General features: G+C 55.5%; 14 protein-coding genes. 1 reads left to right on the top strand and 13 read right to left on the bottom strand.

What is annotated here, in order from left to right:
• The first annotated feature begins 7 nt into the window (after positions 1–7).
• The gene (locus tag TBK1r_RS01945) at positions 8–1171 is read left to right on the top strand and encodes an acyltransferase family protein (protein WP_419580879.1); all 1164 of its coding nucleotides are present in this window, start codon (positions 8–10) and stop codon (positions 1169–1171) included.
• Positions 1172–1317: 146 nt separating this feature from the next.
• Here the strand turns inward: TBK1r_RS01945 and TBK1r_RS01940 are convergent, their stop codons facing one another.
• From TBK1r_RS01940 to TBK1r_RS01880, 13 genes are all read right to left on the bottom strand, one after another.
• Entirely contained in the window at positions 1318–3156 is a 1839-nt protein-coding gene (locus TBK1r_RS01940) for a heparinase II/III family protein (RefSeq protein WP_145207282.1), read from the bottom strand.
• 15 nt (positions 3157–3171) lie between these two features.
• On the bottom strand, positions 3172–4584 hold the full coding sequence (locus TBK1r_RS01935) for a glycosyltransferase family 4 protein (protein ID WP_145207281.1): 1413 nt from the start codon (positions 4582–4584) through the stop codon (positions 3172–3174).
• Positions 4585–4721: 137 nt separating this feature from the next.
• The gene (locus tag TBK1r_RS01930; RefSeq protein WP_145207280.1) at positions 4722–5657 is read right to left on the bottom strand and encodes a hypothetical protein; all 936 of its coding nucleotides are present in this window, start codon (positions 5655–5657) and stop codon (positions 4722–4724) included.
• Positions 5658–5659: 2 nt separating this feature from the next.
• The gene (locus TBK1r_RS01925) at positions 5660–6418 is read right to left on the bottom strand and encodes an FkbM family methyltransferase (protein WP_145207279.1); all 759 of its coding nucleotides are present in this window, start codon (positions 6416–6418) and stop codon (positions 5660–5662) included.
• Complete coding sequence (locus TBK1r_RS01920) at positions 6415–7758, bottom strand: flippase (protein WP_145207278.1); 1344 nt, start codon at positions 7756–7758, stop codon at positions 6415–6417. The genes TBK1r_RS01925 and TBK1r_RS01920 overlap by 4 nt, the downstream gene beginning before the upstream one ends.
• Before the next feature lie 18 nt (positions 7759–7776).
• Complete coding sequence (locus TBK1r_RS01915) at positions 7777–9939, bottom strand: bi-domain-containing oxidoreductase (RefSeq protein ID WP_145207277.1); 2163 nt, start codon at positions 9937–9939, stop codon at positions 7777–7779.
• Between the two features lie 76 nt (positions 9940–10015).
• Entirely contained in the window at positions 10016–10786 is a 771-nt protein-coding gene (locus tag TBK1r_RS01910; RefSeq protein ID WP_145207276.1) for an FkbM family methyltransferase, read from the bottom strand.
• Positions 10783–11871: a glycosyltransferase family 4 protein gene (locus TBK1r_RS01905; RefSeq protein ID WP_145207275.1), complete on the bottom strand. Its 1089-nt coding sequence runs from the start codon at positions 11869–11871 to the stop codon at positions 10783–10785. The genes TBK1r_RS01910 and TBK1r_RS01905 overlap by 4 nt, the downstream gene beginning before the upstream one ends.
• Positions 11868–12716, bottom strand: a complete 849-nt coding sequence (locus tag TBK1r_RS01900; protein ID WP_145207274.1) for a glycosyltransferase family 2 protein — start codon at positions 12714–12716, stop codon at positions 11868–11870. The genes TBK1r_RS01905 and TBK1r_RS01900 overlap by 4 nt, the downstream gene beginning before the upstream one ends.
• Position 12717: 1 nt before the next feature.
• Entirely contained in the window at positions 12718–13845 is a 1128-nt protein-coding gene (locus tag TBK1r_RS01895) for a glycosyltransferase (protein WP_145207273.1), read from the bottom strand.
• A gap of 54 nt (positions 13846–13899) precedes the next feature.
• Positions 13900–15192: a hypothetical protein gene (locus tag TBK1r_RS01890; protein WP_145207272.1), complete on the bottom strand. Its 1293-nt coding sequence runs from the start codon at positions 15190–15192 to the stop codon at positions 13900–13902.
• 2 nt (positions 15193–15194) lie between these two features.
• Positions 15195–16298: a glycosyltransferase family 4 protein gene (locus TBK1r_RS01885; RefSeq protein ID WP_419580877.1), complete on the bottom strand. Its 1104-nt coding sequence runs from the start codon at positions 16296–16298 to the stop codon at positions 15195–15197.
• Between the two features lie 75 nt (positions 16299–16373).
• Positions 16374–17123: a class I SAM-dependent methyltransferase gene (locus tag TBK1r_RS01880; RefSeq protein ID WP_145207270.1), complete on the bottom strand. Its 750-nt coding sequence runs from the start codon at positions 17121–17123 to the stop codon at positions 16374–16376.
• Between the last annotated feature and the right edge of the window lie 13 nt (positions 17124–17136).

The raw sequence follows: 17136 nt of genomic DNA, 5'->3' as shown, positions 1-17136 counted from the left end.
CCGGGAAGTGACCTATGATCGAGTGCATCATTCATCTTGGCACAGTGCACGCAACTCTCAACGTCCGATGTATCCCAAAAGACTTTACAACCTGGACGTCTCTCGGGGACTTGCGGCGTTGTCGGTGGTCGTCTGGCATTGGCAACACTTCTTTTTCTCGCGTGAACGACTCGCAGATACGTTCCAACGCGACAGCCAGCCACTGTACTCAATCCTTTCGCCGTTCTACGAACACGGCGGACATTTCGCCGTTTCCTTTTTTTTCATCTTATCAGGATTCGTCTTTTTTTGGTTATATCACGACAAGATTGCGACCAATCGATGTTCGCTTTATCAGTTCTGGGTCTACCGTTTTGCCAGGTTGTATCCGCTACACTTCGCGACCTTGTTGTTGACCATCCTACTTCAAGGCTATTTCCATTTTCTAAACGGTCATTTCTTCGTCTACGGATTCAACGACGGCTATCATCTTTTATTGCAACTTTTCTTCGTTTCAAGCTGGGGCTTCGAAAATGGCGATTCGTTCAATGGACCAATCTGGTCAGTCTCGATCGAAGTGGGATTGTACGCCATGTTCTTTGCATTTGCTTGGTTGCGAGGAAACGTCTGGCTGAAGCTGATCTCAACGCTCGCAACGGCATTGGTCATGCTCAAATTCGGAATTGAACTGCGATGGGCTTCAGCGGTCCTTGCGTTTTTCATGGGTGGATTGACATTTAAGACGCTCGACATCTATTTGCGGTCTAAGTTCCGCAGTCATGATCGCACGATCCTGGCACTCACTCTTGCACTTTGGTGCATTATCTTTCTGTCGGGCGACGCGGCGCACGCCATCTTTTCCAAGTACATCTATCTGCTTGTACTCTATCCGCCGACGATTGCTTCACTGGTTCTTGCTGAAATACATCGGCCAGAAGCCTTGAAGAAAGTTTCTTGGATAGGTGACATTACGTATTCGACTTATCTGCTGCACTTTCCTTTACAACTTGTTTTTGTGCTAGGTGTATCGGCGTTTGGTCTGAAAAGCGAAATCTTCTCCCAAGCAAATACTTTTCTGCTCTACTTTGCAGCCCTTGTCGTGCTGTCCTTGGCATCGTTTCATTGGTTTGAACGACCCGTTCAATCGCTTCTTCGACAAAAACTATTGAAGCCTCGGCGAGAGCGACACTAGTTATCTGCGCGATCCTCAGCGAGCTAAACAAGAGGCTTGGCTGATGAAGTTGTATTCAGGGGATACAGGACGACGAACGCTTGCCCGAAACGTCCAGATAGCGGCACTCCCATGCGCGCCCACTGAGGCCCGACCAACTCAAATGCCTATCCCAGCCACCGTCCTTCTTCGACGAAAACTGAGATCTCGCCGCCGTCGCCAGACGTCACGTTTAAGCGTCCGCCCTCTAAGCGGACTTGCGGAACCGGAGACGCCTGTTCGGCTTGCAGTGGAAGATGGAATCCGAGCCATCCGTTCGAATCGCAGCGTTTGACGTTGACGATCATCTGGTTGTTGATCTGTCGGCCAAAGTCCGGGCAGTAGAGGCTTTCATCAATGGATAGTTCCGCCGATTCGCCCAGACTTTCAATCCTGTAGATCGACTCGGGGGCGTCGGGATGGAACGCGGAGACATGTGATGGATCGCGGCCGAGCGCCAGCCGCCAGTCGGGATGCCAGTGCAACCGAGAAGTCGCAGTGACCTCACCGGGATAGCCATGGAACCAATCAATCACGGTCCAGGCGGATCCGCTTGAGACGATGACGCGGCCTGTCGGGCAATCAAAACCGTCGTGCGCCGCAGCGCACCACGAATACCCATTCGTCGTTCCATGACGCTGCCAAAGCGGCTTCCCTCGCCGTCCCATGCGAAAGCTGGACCAGATGTCGCATTGTTCTCGCGATCCGAGTTGCAACACGTTGTGGGCCGACGTGCTGCGGCAACGTTGACGCAGCTGACCAGGTTCATATTCGTAATTGCCGGTGTCGACGATGGCGTCGCGGCCGCCTAACGTAGCGGTGATCTGGAGCAGGTCGGCGTGAGCGTGGGCCGGCAAGTGATCACAGCCGAGCGGGCCGACGTCAAACAGCAGTCGATCACCGCGATCGGTTTGCGTCGCCCAATAGTCGACGGTTGGATTGCCTCGGGCGTCGGGCTCCCAAAAGTTCTCCGCCCATGCAAACAGCTTGTCCAGATCCGGTGTTTCGCCGCGTGCCGAGTCGGCCAACAAGGGAAAGTGGCCGTCGGGTTGGCGAATCCATTGCGCAAACTGAAGCATCTGGCTGATCACGATTCGCAGCCGATCCAAGACGTTCGACTGAGCGAATCGGGCCGCTTCGGCACATTGCAAGACACAGACCATCATCAATGCGTGATAGGTCGGCGCCCGCTCGTAATGCTCGCCCGACGGCAAGATTTGTTCGTCCAACTCGGCCAGCAGTCTCGGCTGTACCGAAGGCCCAACGGCGGCAGTCCCTAAATCCAAATACGATTCTGCGAGATACAGCGCGGACAAGTTCTCCAATAAATGGTTGCCACCAAGGTCCCATTCACAATTGCGACGAAGCCAGAGGACCTGATCGCCAACACAGCGCCAGAATAGTCCCGCGATTTCAACGGGTGGATCGTGGGCCGCGGCCAGGGAAAGCCAGACAGGTAAACGTCTTGAAATACAAAACGGGTGCCAGGCATCGGGGTCGCGCGTCGGGCTCTGATGACGCGGCTGCGCGAGCCAGGATCGGACGATGCTGTAAGCGGCATCCGCGCCGCGCTGGTCCGCCAGATCGGTCAGGTATTCCTGGCACTGAAGATGAAAACGCCACAACCGTGGCGCCTCTGGGTTCCAGTCGATGTCGGGTTCATCGCCGGAGGCATGGATCCGCAGATCGCGGGATTGATTAAGGAACCGAAACTGCCCGTCGGAGATATCGGCGGCGTGAGCGTTGCGCTGCGGCCAAAGCTGTAGCCTTCGTGTGGCGATTGCTTGGAAAGCGGCCTGGGCGCCGGGTTTCCAGCCGGCTTGGCTGCGGCCGACTTGAAAGACCAATCGCTCGGGCAAACGTCGACGAAGGTGTCGCTGCGCGGTCCGGTAGAGTCGCCAGGCAAATTGGCCGGGGCGGTGATGGCGAAGAAGCGCGGCCAGGCGAGACAGGCGGCGTGGTGCCATTGAAATGCCGGCCGGTCAGCGACGAGTGCCGCCGGAGGAGGCAACAGGGGTCAGGTTCGTGTCGTCTGAATGGTCGCCGGACTCTCCACCCCAGTCCCGATCCTCAAGACAAAACACTTCACCTTCGGAGGTACGTCGGATGATCGACAACATCTCCAGCGCAAGTTGGTCTCGGTTGAAGTGTTCGATCACGAACTTGCGACCGTTTCGTCCCATCTGCCCGACGGCTTCGGGTGCGCCGACCATCCAGTCGAGAATCTCAAACAGTTGGGCGTCATTTTCGGGTTCCATCGCAACACCACTCTCAGCGGCCAACACGATGTCCAGAGCCCGCCCGCGGACGCCCATGATGATCGGCCGCTCCATGGCCATTGTTTCAAAGATCTTAGACGGGATAACATGCTCGAACAAATCCACTTTACTGAGATGAACCAGGCAGGCGTCCGAGGCCGCGAGCACCTGGGGGATCTCGGATTTATCCAGGCGGCCGGTCAATCGGATCAGATCACCGAGCCCCAGCTCGGCCACGGTTCGTCGCATTTGCTCCAGCTTGGCTCCGCCACCAACCACCAGAAAAACGACGTCTCCTCGACCCACCGCTTTGAAACGCCGTGCCGCATTGATGATCACATCCAATCCGTGCGCCATGCCGACGGTTCCGACGTAGGAACAAACGAATTTCTCCATGAGGTCGTAACGTTCCTTGAACGAAACGCTCTCGGTTTCCGGGCTGAATTGTTTCGGATCCACGCCGTTGGTCACCATCGAAATTCGATTCGCGACGTCAACCTTTGAAAGGATGTTGTCGCGGTAGCCCGGACCGACCGTGACGATATGATTGGCACTGCGGTACATCCAACGCTCCATCCATTCGAGCGTTCGAATGATGACTCCGCGTCGTATTGCACCGACGGTCACAATCGACTCCGGCCAAATGTCGCGCACTTCCAACACCAGCGGACACCACTTCAACCAACTGGCGAGGACCCCGGTGACGCCACAAAAAAACTGGGGAGTGGTCGCGACGACCACATTCGGACGCCGCACGAAGAACACGAACGCGAACAGGGCAGAAAACAAATAAGTGAGGTAGTTGAGGATCAGTCCGGCCCGGCCTGGATTGCTCTGGATGAACGTCCAGACGCGAACGACATCAACCCCGTCGATCGTTTCTCGCTGTGGCAACCAGCGATTCCGGTAACCCGGATAAACTCGACCATCGGGCACATTCGGAGCACACGTGATCACCGTGACTCGCGTCCCACCACCATCCTTCACCCACCGCGCACAATGATCTGCAGTGCGGGAGGCAGGGGCGTTCCCCTCGGGAGTGTAGTAGTGAGAAAAGAAAACGATGTTCACTGGAAGTACAACTATCAGCTCGGCAGCGGGCCAACGCCCAAGGCGGTCACACAGGACGATCCCCATCCTCGTTCATCGCCCGCCAATTCACAAGCGAACACCCCCTCGACAGGGATTGTTTTCGAACTGCCGCGATCGATGAAGGAGCTCTCATCGCTGGTGCAGACGGGACAAACCAACACGACCAAAAACTTCCCCAAAAGTCACGCGGTAGAAGGAAAAAGTCCTTGTATCTTCTTGAGCAACTTGCGTGCCCCCAACGATCGGGCAACTTGGCGGACCCAGGAATTGGGATAAAGCCGCTGCTCGTGAATCCGGTCCGCTTGCCTGTCGTGTTGGACGGCTGCAGGATGATGGAGTGGAAAATCCAGCGAATCACGTTGCAGAATATGCCGCTGCGCTTTTCCACCGGTATGTGTGGCACCGTCACCGAAGCCGACGTTAGAGACCAAATTGCATTTCGGCCGAACGGTCAACAGATCGTTGGCGTGCAGGGCGAGATCCCAGTAGCAATCCCAGGTCGAGATGGCTCCGCTTTGATCCGCATCCAGAATGGCAAAAAACATTTGACGATAACGCTCGGTCTGGCCAATCGAGCGTCTCAGTTCATTCAGTCTTCCGGCGTACGCATTCAGAGTGTCATCATACAGTGCCCAGCGATCACGCCAGGTCGCCCAGCCCCAAATGCGACCGAGTTTCGAGAAGTGGTAAGAGTCCCCCGGGTTGCTTTGCACCTGGTAGTGATTGATCCCGCTGATCATTCCGACCCGCTGATCATCGGCATACCGCTCCAGCAACTCGCTGCAGAGACAAAAGAAACTCGGATCCGCGACGCAGTCATCCTCGATCACGATACCGGCTGGTTCATGCTCGAAAAACCAGCTGATGCCTTCCGACATGGCGCGTTTACAGCCCAAGTTATGATCACGGTAAAGCGTGAAGACTTCGCAATCCCAATCCACTTCATCGAGGATTTTTCGTGTCGCTTCACAGCCGACAACGTCGTCGTGGCGATCCGGCCGGGGACCATCCGCGGCGACGTAGAGGCGATGAGGCTGGGCTAACCGAATCGCGTCGAACGCCTGGCGTGTTTGCTCAGGACGGTTGAAGATCGTAAACAGGACCGGAAATGACTGCATGCCTAGTTGCTCCGGTTCGCACGGCGATAGATTTTGTTCGCATACGAAGGAGTGCGCCAGATCCGCTCCCAAACGTAGCCATGGTCTCCCAGCAACGCGTCGATCTCCTGCTCATTGGACGGGCGCACTTCCACCAGAATCCAATCGAAGGTGGTCTGGTCAAACGCGATTCCCTTCAAGACTTCAAGCTCATAACCTTCGACATCGAGCGAAAGAAAATCAACATGTGAAATGTTTGCATCCGTTAAGATCTGCTGAAGTGTGAGCGCCGGAACCTCAACGGCCGCTTGTTCGTCAAGCTGTTGCACATCGCGGCCTTGCCGGATGTGGTCTTCGACGGCAGATGCCTGCAACACACCGTCGTTGATCACACTCATCAATCCGGCGCGTTCAAGCGTGACAGTCGGATTCGGGTAATTCTCTCTCACCAAGGCGGCATTGACCACACGGGCGCCCCGACGCCGTTTGCGACACAGCGATGCCAGTTCTGGCATCGGTTCGACAAGCACTCCGCTCCATCCAAGCACTTTCTCCAGGTAATAGGTATTGCTCTGGCTAATCCCGTCGTTTGCGCCCGCTTCCACGAACACGCCGCCGCGTCGACGTCCCATCAGTGAAACGAGTTGCAAGTCAAGGTAGTCAAGTGCTACCGATGAAAACGGCCCCTTACCCATCAAGTGTGTCAGCGGGCGCAGCAACTGATTACGGATCAGCAACAAGCACTTACGGATGGCTGATCGAAACGATTTCGTCACGTTCATTCTTCGCTGCTAGGGTTCATTTTCCAAGGTTTTCGAAGCGTAAGCCACTGAAGCTTCGCAAACCAGCGCGTGCGTTCAAAGACAAAGCTCATCACAAAGGCAGAGATGGCAAAGCTTAATACCGTCGCGGCGGCAGCGCCTGCAGCTGAAAGCACGGGGATCAACGCGAAATTGAGCAGTATGTTGATGATGCCGCCAACCACGGTCGCCCACATTCCGTAAATATGCAGTTTTTCCAGATTCAAATGCTGTGCCCGCGCGACGCCAAGAAACACAAACAGAATTGCCAACGCGTGCAGCCGAAAGCAGGGAACGCTCTCGACGTATTGACTGCCGAACAACAGGTAAATCAAGGGTGGAACAAACATTTCCGCCAGGACCACCGTGGCATAGCCTGCCAGGGTATTGAGCCGCAAGTAGCGAAAGAGCGCAACTTTGTACTGGGACTGATCCTCGGCATACGCTCGGGTTAAACCCGGGAACAAGGTTTGCGCAAGCGCCATGGGGATGAAGAACCAGAACGTCGATAGTCGAGCGGCAACGGAATAGATCCCCACGACCTCGGGGTCTTCCAAAAGCCGAAGCATGACGACGTCGACGTTCATGTACAGGGCGATGCTGAGCCCCGACAGAATCAGCGGCCAGCACTCGCGGGTCAGTTTGAGGAACGTTTGCCAATGCGGATGCACGAGTTTCGGAAGGATGCCCAACATTCTGGCCGACGCCATCGTCGCCACCACCGTCACTGAAACAGCGCAGGCATTGACCGCGGCAAAACTCGTCACGTCGGCTTCGACCGCGACCAGGATGAGCTTGACGATGGCCGCGACGGCCAATGCGGCATTTGCAATCCAGACCACCCATTTCTCGCGGACCTCGGATTGAAAGATCAGCCGAGGGACGTCGAAGGCGAGCGTCGTCAACGGCATGCAACCGATTAGCAAGACAATGGCTTCGGTTCTGGACTCGGTGGGCAAAAGATGAGTCAGGATCAGAACGCAAAGCACCGCATATGAAAGCACTCCAAACAGAAGACGCGCTGCAAAGACGGTCCAGAAGAGGCGACTTCGGTCCTCCGATGTCACGAACTCGCGAACGACAACGCTGTCGAAACCGAGCGTGATCAGCGGGGTGATGATCGCCAGAAATGATGCGGCAACTGCGATCAGTCCGTAATCGGCCGGCCCCAGGTAACGCGCAACGACCGCCGCGATGAAAATCCCATGAAAGATCCGCACTCCCTTGTCGGCCGTCAGCCAAAACAGGTTTTCCGCCAGCTTCTTTCGGTGTGGGGTGCCCCATGCCGATCCACGCAGGCGCCATTGTTGAAAGCGGTTCAATTTGTGCTTTGCTTTCGGTTAACCGGATCGAGCCAGTTGATCGCGAATTTGCAGGTGCGCGTCGATCGTCACACGACTCACTTCGAATAATTGCTCCGGAGGAATCGGCCAACTGCCTTCGCAACAAGCCTTTTGGAGAAATGTCCGCAGTTCGGACGCATGTCCCTTGTCTTGACGACGGGTTTTGAGCGAGCGTTTTTCGCCGATCAGATACGATCGCCGGAAGTTATCGATCACGGCGACCTTTCCTCCAGCGAAGACTTCGATTCGTTCTTTGGGAAACGCTTTGCTGCCGTTGGCCAGGTAGTGGATCGTTGCGATGGATCCATCCTCAAACGAGAGATGGATGGCAACGCAATCTCCCAACGCACCATCGCCACCCGTCATCGCCGTGGCCTTCACATCGGTGATGGGGTGGTCGACGAGATGACGGGCCAGATCGATGAAGTGACAGGCTTCGCCGAGAATCCGCCCGCCACCAAGTTCCAAGTCTTGCGTCCAATGGTCCGCCGGAATCATGCCGGCATTGACCGTCAGAATCAGGGCCTTGGAACACGGCGCCGATCGGAGCCAGTTTTTGACGGCATCGGTATGAGGCGAGAACCGTCGGTTGTAGCCGACAAACAGTCGTTGTGAGGGACGCGTCTGCAAGCATGTTTGCACGGCACCTAATTCCTCGTGATCCATTGCCAGAGGCTTTTCAACAAACACGTGTTTTCCGTGTTCCAACGCCCGGATCACAAATTCACCATGCGTCTGGTGGGGCGTGGTGATCACGACCGCATCCACCGTGGGATCAACCAGAACGCTCTCCATCTCCGTTCCGCACCATGCAAAACCAAACTTCTTGGCCGCGTGCGCCGCCGAAACTCCGGTACCGCTGATGATCGAATGAGGCACCACGTTCTCTTTCCGCAGCAGCGGCAACAGCATGCGGGTGGTGAACGCTCCGGCCCCGATAAATGCAAGGACGGGGACTCCGCCGTCGACCTTCCGGCCGACGCCGGACGGGACAGTGGAATCGTCGTCGGACGCCTGCGTGGTCCGAATCAGGTTCCGCCGCCGATCCTGTTCATTCTCGCTCGCATACTCAAGGACAATTCCCATCGCTCCCTGTTCATGAATCGCTTGATAACCCTTCAGCGCTTCGTCAAATGGGTAGCGATGCGTGGTCAATGGCGACGTGTCAATTCGTTTTGTCGAGAGCAGTTGCAACACAGCTTCGAAATTGCGTTTCTCAGTCCAGCGTACAAACCCAATCGGATAATCCAAACCGCGCTGTTCATATTGGGGGTCATACCGGCCCGGTCCGTAAGAACATGAAACTTGAAAGGTCAGTTCTTTTTCGTAGAAGTCGGCCCGTCGAAGGTTCAGGCCGATCACTCCGACCAGAACGATCCGCCCTCGTTTTCGGCACATCGTTGCGGCTTGATGGACCAGTGTGTCGCTTTTCGTCGAAGCCGTGATCAGCACACCGTCAACGCCGTTCCCGCCGCTCCAGTGTTCGGCCGCGCGAACGGGGTCTTCGTTGGCGGACAGATCGACGGTTGTGGCACCGAATGCTCGGGCCAGCTCCAGTTTTTTCGGATCAAAATCGATGCCCATCACTTCACATCCGTGCGCCCTCAGCATCTGCACACTCAGCAAGCCGATCAATCCCAGTCCGCTGACCACGATGCGTTCGCCGAGCGTCGGGTTCATGAGCCGAATGCCCTGCAGCCCGATCGCCGAAACCACGGTGTACGCCGCGGATTCGTCGCTCACGCCGTCGGGGATTTTTGCGACCAGATTTTCCGGAACGCTGACGATTTCGGCGTGCGGCCCGTTACTGACAACACGATCACCAATCGCGAAAACGGAGTTCGGCGACGACTCGCACACCACTCCGACGTTGCTGTAGCCGAGTGGAATCGGCGCATCGAGTTTCGCCTTGACCGCATCGACCGTGGTCCAAAGACCATCGGTCTTGATCTTCTGGAGAACCTGTTTGACCTTGTCCGGCTGGGATTTCGCTTTGGCCAAATACCCGCCTTTCCCGAAATCGATCAGCATTTTCTCGGTGCCGAGCGATACCAAAGAGCGCGAGGTGTCAATCAAGACGTTCCCCGAGGCGCGACGCGGACAAGGGATGTCCGCCAACAATGTTTCCCCATTGCCGAGGTTTTGCAGAATTTGTTTCACGTTAACGATTGCAGAACATTGATTCGAATGTTCATTTCAGGTTGAGAGAGCAAGACGTATCGGCACCATGCCTGGATCATGAGGACCGGCGAAAAACATAAACGCTGCCGTAGCGATCGATCGGTTCCAATCCCGTCGCCTGAAATTGGGATGCCAATTCTTGGACGGACACCTGTTTGCCATGAAGTGTCGTGTCGTGCAATTCGACGATCGCGACACGGCATCTGGACAAGGATTCCGTGTCAGCGGCTAGAATCTCCGCCTCGGCGCCCTCGATATCGCAGACGAGCTGAAAGTCACCCTCGGGGATGCAATTTCCAAGACGAATGGCGTCGACCGGCATCATCGTGGAACTTTCATCCGATTGCAACGAGGAGACGCGATTGTCCTCGGAAACGGCAAACTCAATCGACTCGCTGTCGTAAGCAATGGCCGCGGGCAGAATTCGCGTTTTCAAATGCCCGGCGTTGATTGAGAGATTGGTGCTCAACGTGTCAATCAAATTCGGATTGGCTTCCACACACGTCAGTTCGGTTCCCGGTCGCAGTCGTTTTCCAATTTGGCTGCTTACCGCTCCAATACTGGCGCCAAGTTCGACAGTCGGGAGTTCCTCCATCAGATACTGATTGACGAATCGATATTCTGCGGACTCATACATGCCAAAGAATAGCCGCGCCTTCGTACTGTTTCGGATCATCGCGGTACGCAGATCGATTGAGACGCCTCGAAACGGGATTCGGTTGCGATAGAAGACGCCCAGCAACCAGCCGACGACGTTGCTGCACAAAACCAATGCCGCCCAACGCTTCAGGGCCGAAAATCGTACGGGAACGGGCTTCTCGTTCACTCGCAGTTCCTACAAATGTCTTCGATTTCGTCGGCCCATCGTTCCGCCCATTGGTGCGCCGAAAAGGCGTTTGCCAATTCACTTGATCTTCGCCCAAACTCCGTAAGCTCCGCTTCGTTGGCGTGGATCCACGACATCGCGTCACTCAATGCCAATCGGTTCGCCGTTGGCACCACCCGACCATTGAACCTGTCCCGCACCAATTCCGCGCTACTTCCGCACGCCGCGGTGCAGACGATCGGCAGGCCCGCCATCGCGGCTTCGACCAGACTCAGTGGCCATGCGTCAGACCGGCTTGCCAACACAAATGCACTCGCGTTGGCGAGTGCGGTGTTCAGTCTTTCGGGCTGCACGAATCCTCGGTCAATCACGCCTGGTTGCGACTGCAGCAACGTGCCAAGCTCACCGCGTCCACAACAGACCAAGTCCCATGGATCATCATGGCGTGCCCGATAGTCGGCATAGGCCTCCAACATGATGTCGACGCCTTTGCGCTGGCAGTACCGCCCCGTGAAGATAAAGTTTTTTGGCCAACCGTTAGACTCCCGTTCCGAAATGCAAGGCTTTAGCGACAATTCGTCAACGCCGTACAGGCCCTTGGCAATTTTTTCGTCCGGCAGCTTCCACGATTTCATCAACTGATATCCACGATCGCCGGGCACCATCACGCGGCTTGCCCGGTCCAGCAGCCAACGGATCTTCAGAATGCCCAATCGCTGTCGCCAAGTGTGTCGGATCGGATTGTCGGAGCAAACGATCAATGCAGATGATCCGAAATGATTCTGGCGGATGGCCTGGACATAGCCGGGATGCTGCCATCCCGAAACAACCAACACGTCAGGGGTTTCATCGGGAAGATGCCGTTTCAGACGTGGATAATCATCCGCGTCGGCGTGCGGGATCAGCCGTGCCGTCACTCCATCAAGCATTTTCGGGATGAAGGTAGGATCGCTGCGGTCGGACGGATTCGACTCGATCGCGACGACTTCGAGATCCATCGACTCGATGGCGGAAAGCCGTTTCCAGCACGCCGCCATGTAGCCAGAGTAGCGTGACCACAGGAACAGGACACGTCGCTTCTTCATCGCGGAATCCCGGCGACGTCGCGGACGTCGATGCCGCGGACCACCAGTTCATTCGCCCCTACCAATCGACTTTGGCACTTGCGAACCATCAACATCGGGTCCCGGAGCAGTTTGAGGATCGAAGATTGCAGACCACCCCGCAACGGGGTTCGAACGCCAACCCGCGCGGCCATCTCCTTGCGATCTTGTAGATAGCGATCAGAGGTTTGCTGGCTGCCGGTGATCGATTCTTGGTGGATGCGAAACATCCCGATGACCTCATCGATGCGCTTGAATGTTGCGCCATGCCGACCCATTTGAAACAGCAATTCGCCATCCCAACAGGTGCGGTTTTCTGGATTGAAATTCCCCGCTTCGCGGACAGCGGACAATTTGTGCGCACAGGATTGCTGGAAGACCGACACCAATCCTTTTGCGAACGCACGCGTTCCCCAGCGATCACTGTAAACCTTTGTGATCGAGCCGTCGGTTTCGTTGAACGTCACACCGTGACCGTAAATCACGTCGACGTCAGGATATTGCGCGATGTAGTTTGCAAGCGTCCTCATCGCGCCAGGCAACAGTAGATCATCGGAATTGATGTAAACCAGATAGCGACCCTTGCAGTGTTCGACGGCCGATCGGAGCGCATTGGAAGGTCCACCGTCGGGGCAGGATTGCCAAAATGTCAATCGATCCTGGATCTGCTCGATCACCTCGACACTCCCATCAGTCGAACCGCCGTCCATGATCAGGTACTCAAACAGATCGGAGTCCTGTGATAGAACCGAGTCAATCGCTTGTTGCAGGTATTTCCGCTGGTTGAAGGAAATGGTGACAATAGAAAACAAGGGCGCCGTTGACATTTCAACTCAGGAATAAAGCTTCGTGCTGATGATGGGCCCGCGATTGCATCTCGCGAGCAGCTTCAATGCACTTCTCGGATGCACGCAGGTAGTCGTCGTGTGACATATTTATGGCGTTGATGATCGCGTTTTTCCAACCGTCCAGGTCGTCGGGGTCAATCACCCAGCCACAGCCGTTGTGTGCCGCGGCGGTCCACGGCGTCCGGTCACTGATTAGAAATGGAACGCCCGCTGCCGCAGATTCATAGATCGCATGCGCGAAATTTTCGCCACGGCTCGGCAAGATCGAAAAACTCGCGTCGCCCAAAATGTCCCAAATCTGATCATGCCGGTACGGACCACAATGTCGGCCATGGCTGCCACATCGCCCAAGCAGCCGCAAGATTTTTACCAAGTACTCCTGATCAGTCGGAGATCCATGGATCTCCAAGATCCCCTCGAATCCACGATGAGACGCGTTCAACGATTCGAATGCCGAAATTGCAATTTCGAGGTTTTTGATCGGCGCGATTCTTGAGTTGAACACAAACCGGCAATCGCCAGAGGGGCGTGTTTTCGGCTGACCGATGACCTCGGATGGAATGTCCATCGCGGTGTGAATCTTGTTGTCGGGAAACCAATGTTCAATGAATCGTACCTCGTCGGCGGAGGAGGCTTGGAAACGAACGCCTTTGAACAGCCCCAAGACCTTTCCGGATTGCAAGAAGATCCGTTTTCGAATCGGTTTGATGGCCAGTGCCCCGGGACTGAGTTCACCCCGCACCGCCAACAACAAGTCTGGAGTTGCTGTGCCTTGCCGACATGCGAATCGCAATACCGATCGTGTCAGCGGCGACATCAGACTGTTCATGTAGATCGTATCGGGGCCGACGCTGCGGATGGTTTCCCTGATGACTTGTCCCAGGTTCTCACTTGGCGACACGTAGCGTGCTTGAATGCCCAGCACCTCGTTCCATTGTTTCGCAACGATGTCCGGGTAGGCCTCCGATGCATTCGGATCACGATCACGGGTGAGTACAAACAGTTCGTGTATTGGTGAAAACTTCTGAACAAAGTTCACCAAGGACCGAATCGGGCCGCTGGCGCGGATCGAGGGATAAAAGTAGTCGGCGGTGACAAGGATTTTCAAGGTGTACTTTTCACAGAACAATCTGTTCGGATCGACGCTGAGCGGTGCCCCACCTCAGACCTCGCTCGCAACCCACTGGGGCGTCGATGGCGTTGCTCGTTCGGGCTGTACCGTCTCGCTTTCCGACACGAGCCGTTTTTGTTCTACCGCCTGATAGAGCAGAATGTTGACAACAAAAAACGGCGGCCACGCATACCGAGCGTATCCGTGGGGCGAGAAGAAAATGTTCCAAACGCCATCTACAAGCAGAAAAGCCGAGAGCAGGACGAATTGGGGATGATTGGAGTTAATCGCAGACCGGAAAAACAGCACATGAATCCACAGGACTGCAATCCAAAACGGCACACCAAGAATACCCGAAAATACCCAGGCACCGAAGATACAAGAGTGGACCGGAATGGAACGCAAGTACTCTTCGGATGTCGTGTCACGCATCGCCCGTGTGATGTACTTGCGATTGTACGCCTTGGAACCATGGCCCAGGATGGGCCGATCGGCAATCGCTTCAAATGCGACCTGCAATCCACCTCTGCCCGCGCTGACCACCGCAATCGGATTGTACGGATTTCTGGACGACTTGAGCTGCATCCTCGCTTTATCGCCCAGCATCCCACTTAGACCGAAAAAGACATACACCTGGAAGACCAGAAACGCCGCCACAAACAACGCGACACCTCCCCACATGAATTGCCGCCGCGTGTAATTCAAAAAATTGGTTGTGCTGCCGCGGGTTCCGTACCACAGTCCCACACCGGTCAACAAATACGCCAGTCCGTGGGACCGACCTCCGAAAAGGATCGACGCGCAGCCGTAGGGGATGGTCAGCAATGCAACGTAACTTCCTCGATACTTTCGATGAAGCAGAAACAGCATCAACAGGATCAGCCCGCAGGAGGCCCAACTGGCGACGAACCGGTCCCAGTATTCCGTGGTCGCTGTTTCATCAACGACGCCCCGAACACGGTTGATGATGCGACAGAAGAACAGCCCTAGCAGATACGACGCGAAACGGTTGGGATCCGGCTTGAACAGGACAACGAAGGCTGCCACGGAGACGAGGATCATTCCGATGTTGGCGTGGCCCTTAAGCAAGTTGACCCTGGACGTGTGATTCGCTACGTCACTCATGAATTGCGAGCCCAACCAAAGCAATCCCAGCAACGCGACGGGAACCGCAAATGGCGTCGCAAAGAGGTCTTTCACTTTGCCAAACGGCAGCATGAGGATCAAATAGACCAACAGCATGATCTCGGAGATCCGCAGCGTCCCGATGAATTCATACTCGATTTCCAGGGTCAAACCGACGGCGAACGCCAGAAGATGGCCGATGACTTTCGTGAGTTGCACCTTCAGAGTCCTCCGCGCTGCTGCAATGCTTCTTGATAGAGACCCAGATGTTGCGACACGCACTTTTCCCAGGTAAAACGCGATGCTTGCAGACGCCCCTTGTCTTTGAGGTGCTCGACCAAGCTGGGCTGCTCGATCACTCGATCGATCGCATCAGCAATCGATTCGGTGTCGTCGGGATTCACTAATTCAGCCGCTTGACCGACGACTTCCGGGATTGAACTGCGATTCGACGCGATGACCGGGCAGTCGCACTGCATTGCTTCTAATGGTGGAATGCCAAACCCTTCGAACTGCGAAACATAGACCAGCGTTTCCGCGTGACTATAGAGGGAGGCCAGTTCATGCTCTTGCGGCCTGCAATGCAACACGGAATGCTCGTCCAGCCCCGCATCATGCCAAGACTGCTGCTCTTGCTGAGACAGCGGCGGCCCTCCGGCGCAAACCAGAACGCAATCAGAACCGAATCGCTTTGATTTCCCCAGTGATTCAATCAATGCCCCGAAATTCTTGTAACCCTCCCGAGTGCCCACCCACAAAAGGTACGGACGGTCGGGGACGAGTTTCGATTTGGCGGTGTTCGGTCTCATGTTCGCGGCGAGATAAATTACTTCCACTTTCTCTGGCGCGACATCCAAATAGTGACAAACATCGTTCTTCGTCGCTTCCGAAATGGCGACCAGCCGGTCCGCGGCATCTGCGGTCTGCTGTTTTTTTCTCAGAGACGATTCGCTGGGGAAGAAACGCTCGCTGATCATGTCGTAAACGGTTGCGATTCGCGCGCCCCGAGCCTGACGCAGTGTCGAAGCGTCAAAAAAACCTTCATGAACCACGTCCGCATTGTGCAGCGACGACGGCATCAGCGTCTTGACAATGAAATCGTTTAGACGAGAAAGTCCACGTTTGCGATGGCGAAAGTAGATCCCGTGATGATGCAGCGGCGATTTGTATTCGCGCAAGTAGTGGTTGACGTATAGTGGTGCCGCGACGCGCGCGTTCCAGTCCGACGAGGCTTCGACACCACGTGCCAGTTCGACCAAATAACGAGAAACGCCCCCGAACTGCTGGGTCGAAAAAACGCTTCCGGTAACGAGTAGTCGCTTCAAGGTGCCGTGGTGAAGGGGGGACGCGTCAGCGAGTCTCGTCGCTAGACGGCATTGGGTCTGACCAAGCAAGTTTGGTTAGCGGTCGCTTAGAACGCGATGTAGACGACGACGCAGTTTCGCCCACAGGTTGTCACCGGCGATTGAAAAGTTGATCGGGCGTCTGGAAATGCAATGCAGGTTCTTGCCATTCGTGTAGAGCGTGGCCCCGTGGCTGGAAGCCAGATGATCAAGCGCTTTGACCGTGTAGAGCGAGACATGTTGGCCGGTTTGGGGAAGGAAATACCACCATTCATCGACGTCCTTGGGCGGCGGCTCGGGAACAATCAGTGTCGAGAAAACGACGGTGTCAGCAAGCTCCAGAAGTTGCTTCAATTGCTTCGCGGGATCAACCAAGTGCTCAAACACTTCGAATGCTGTCACAAGCGTGTACTTTCCCGGTTCTTCGACTTGAACCTCAAATTCCTTCGCAAACAGATTTTGACAATGGGGATCGCAATGAAAGTAGTTCAATCCGCGGTCTCGCATCAACCGTGTGAACACCCCGTATCCACCGCCGAAATCGAGATAGCGTTCCTGCGGCTGAAAATTGGCTTTGATCAGCAGGGCCATGATCTCAGCGTACGTAATGCATCGTTGCAGTAGGCCGCTGTCTTGGGCTGTAATCGCGTCTCGGTACGCTTCGTCAAGCCAATACGGAGTTTCCGTTTGGATGAATCCCGTTTCTCGACATCTGAAGTACTGAATCTCATACTTGTCGAGGATCTTGGCTTGATAAGCCACATCGGTGGGACCTCCGGTGATACGGCTGCATTCAGGCAATGTCATTGATCGTCGGCCA

The sequence above is a fragment of the Stieleria magnilauensis genome, from assembly GCA_007753675.1.
GTDB classification, from domain to species: Bacteria; Planctomycetota; Planctomycetia; order Pirellulales; family Pirellulaceae; genus Stieleria; species Stieleria magnilauensis.
This window is presented reverse-complemented; position numbering and strand designations above follow the sequence as displayed.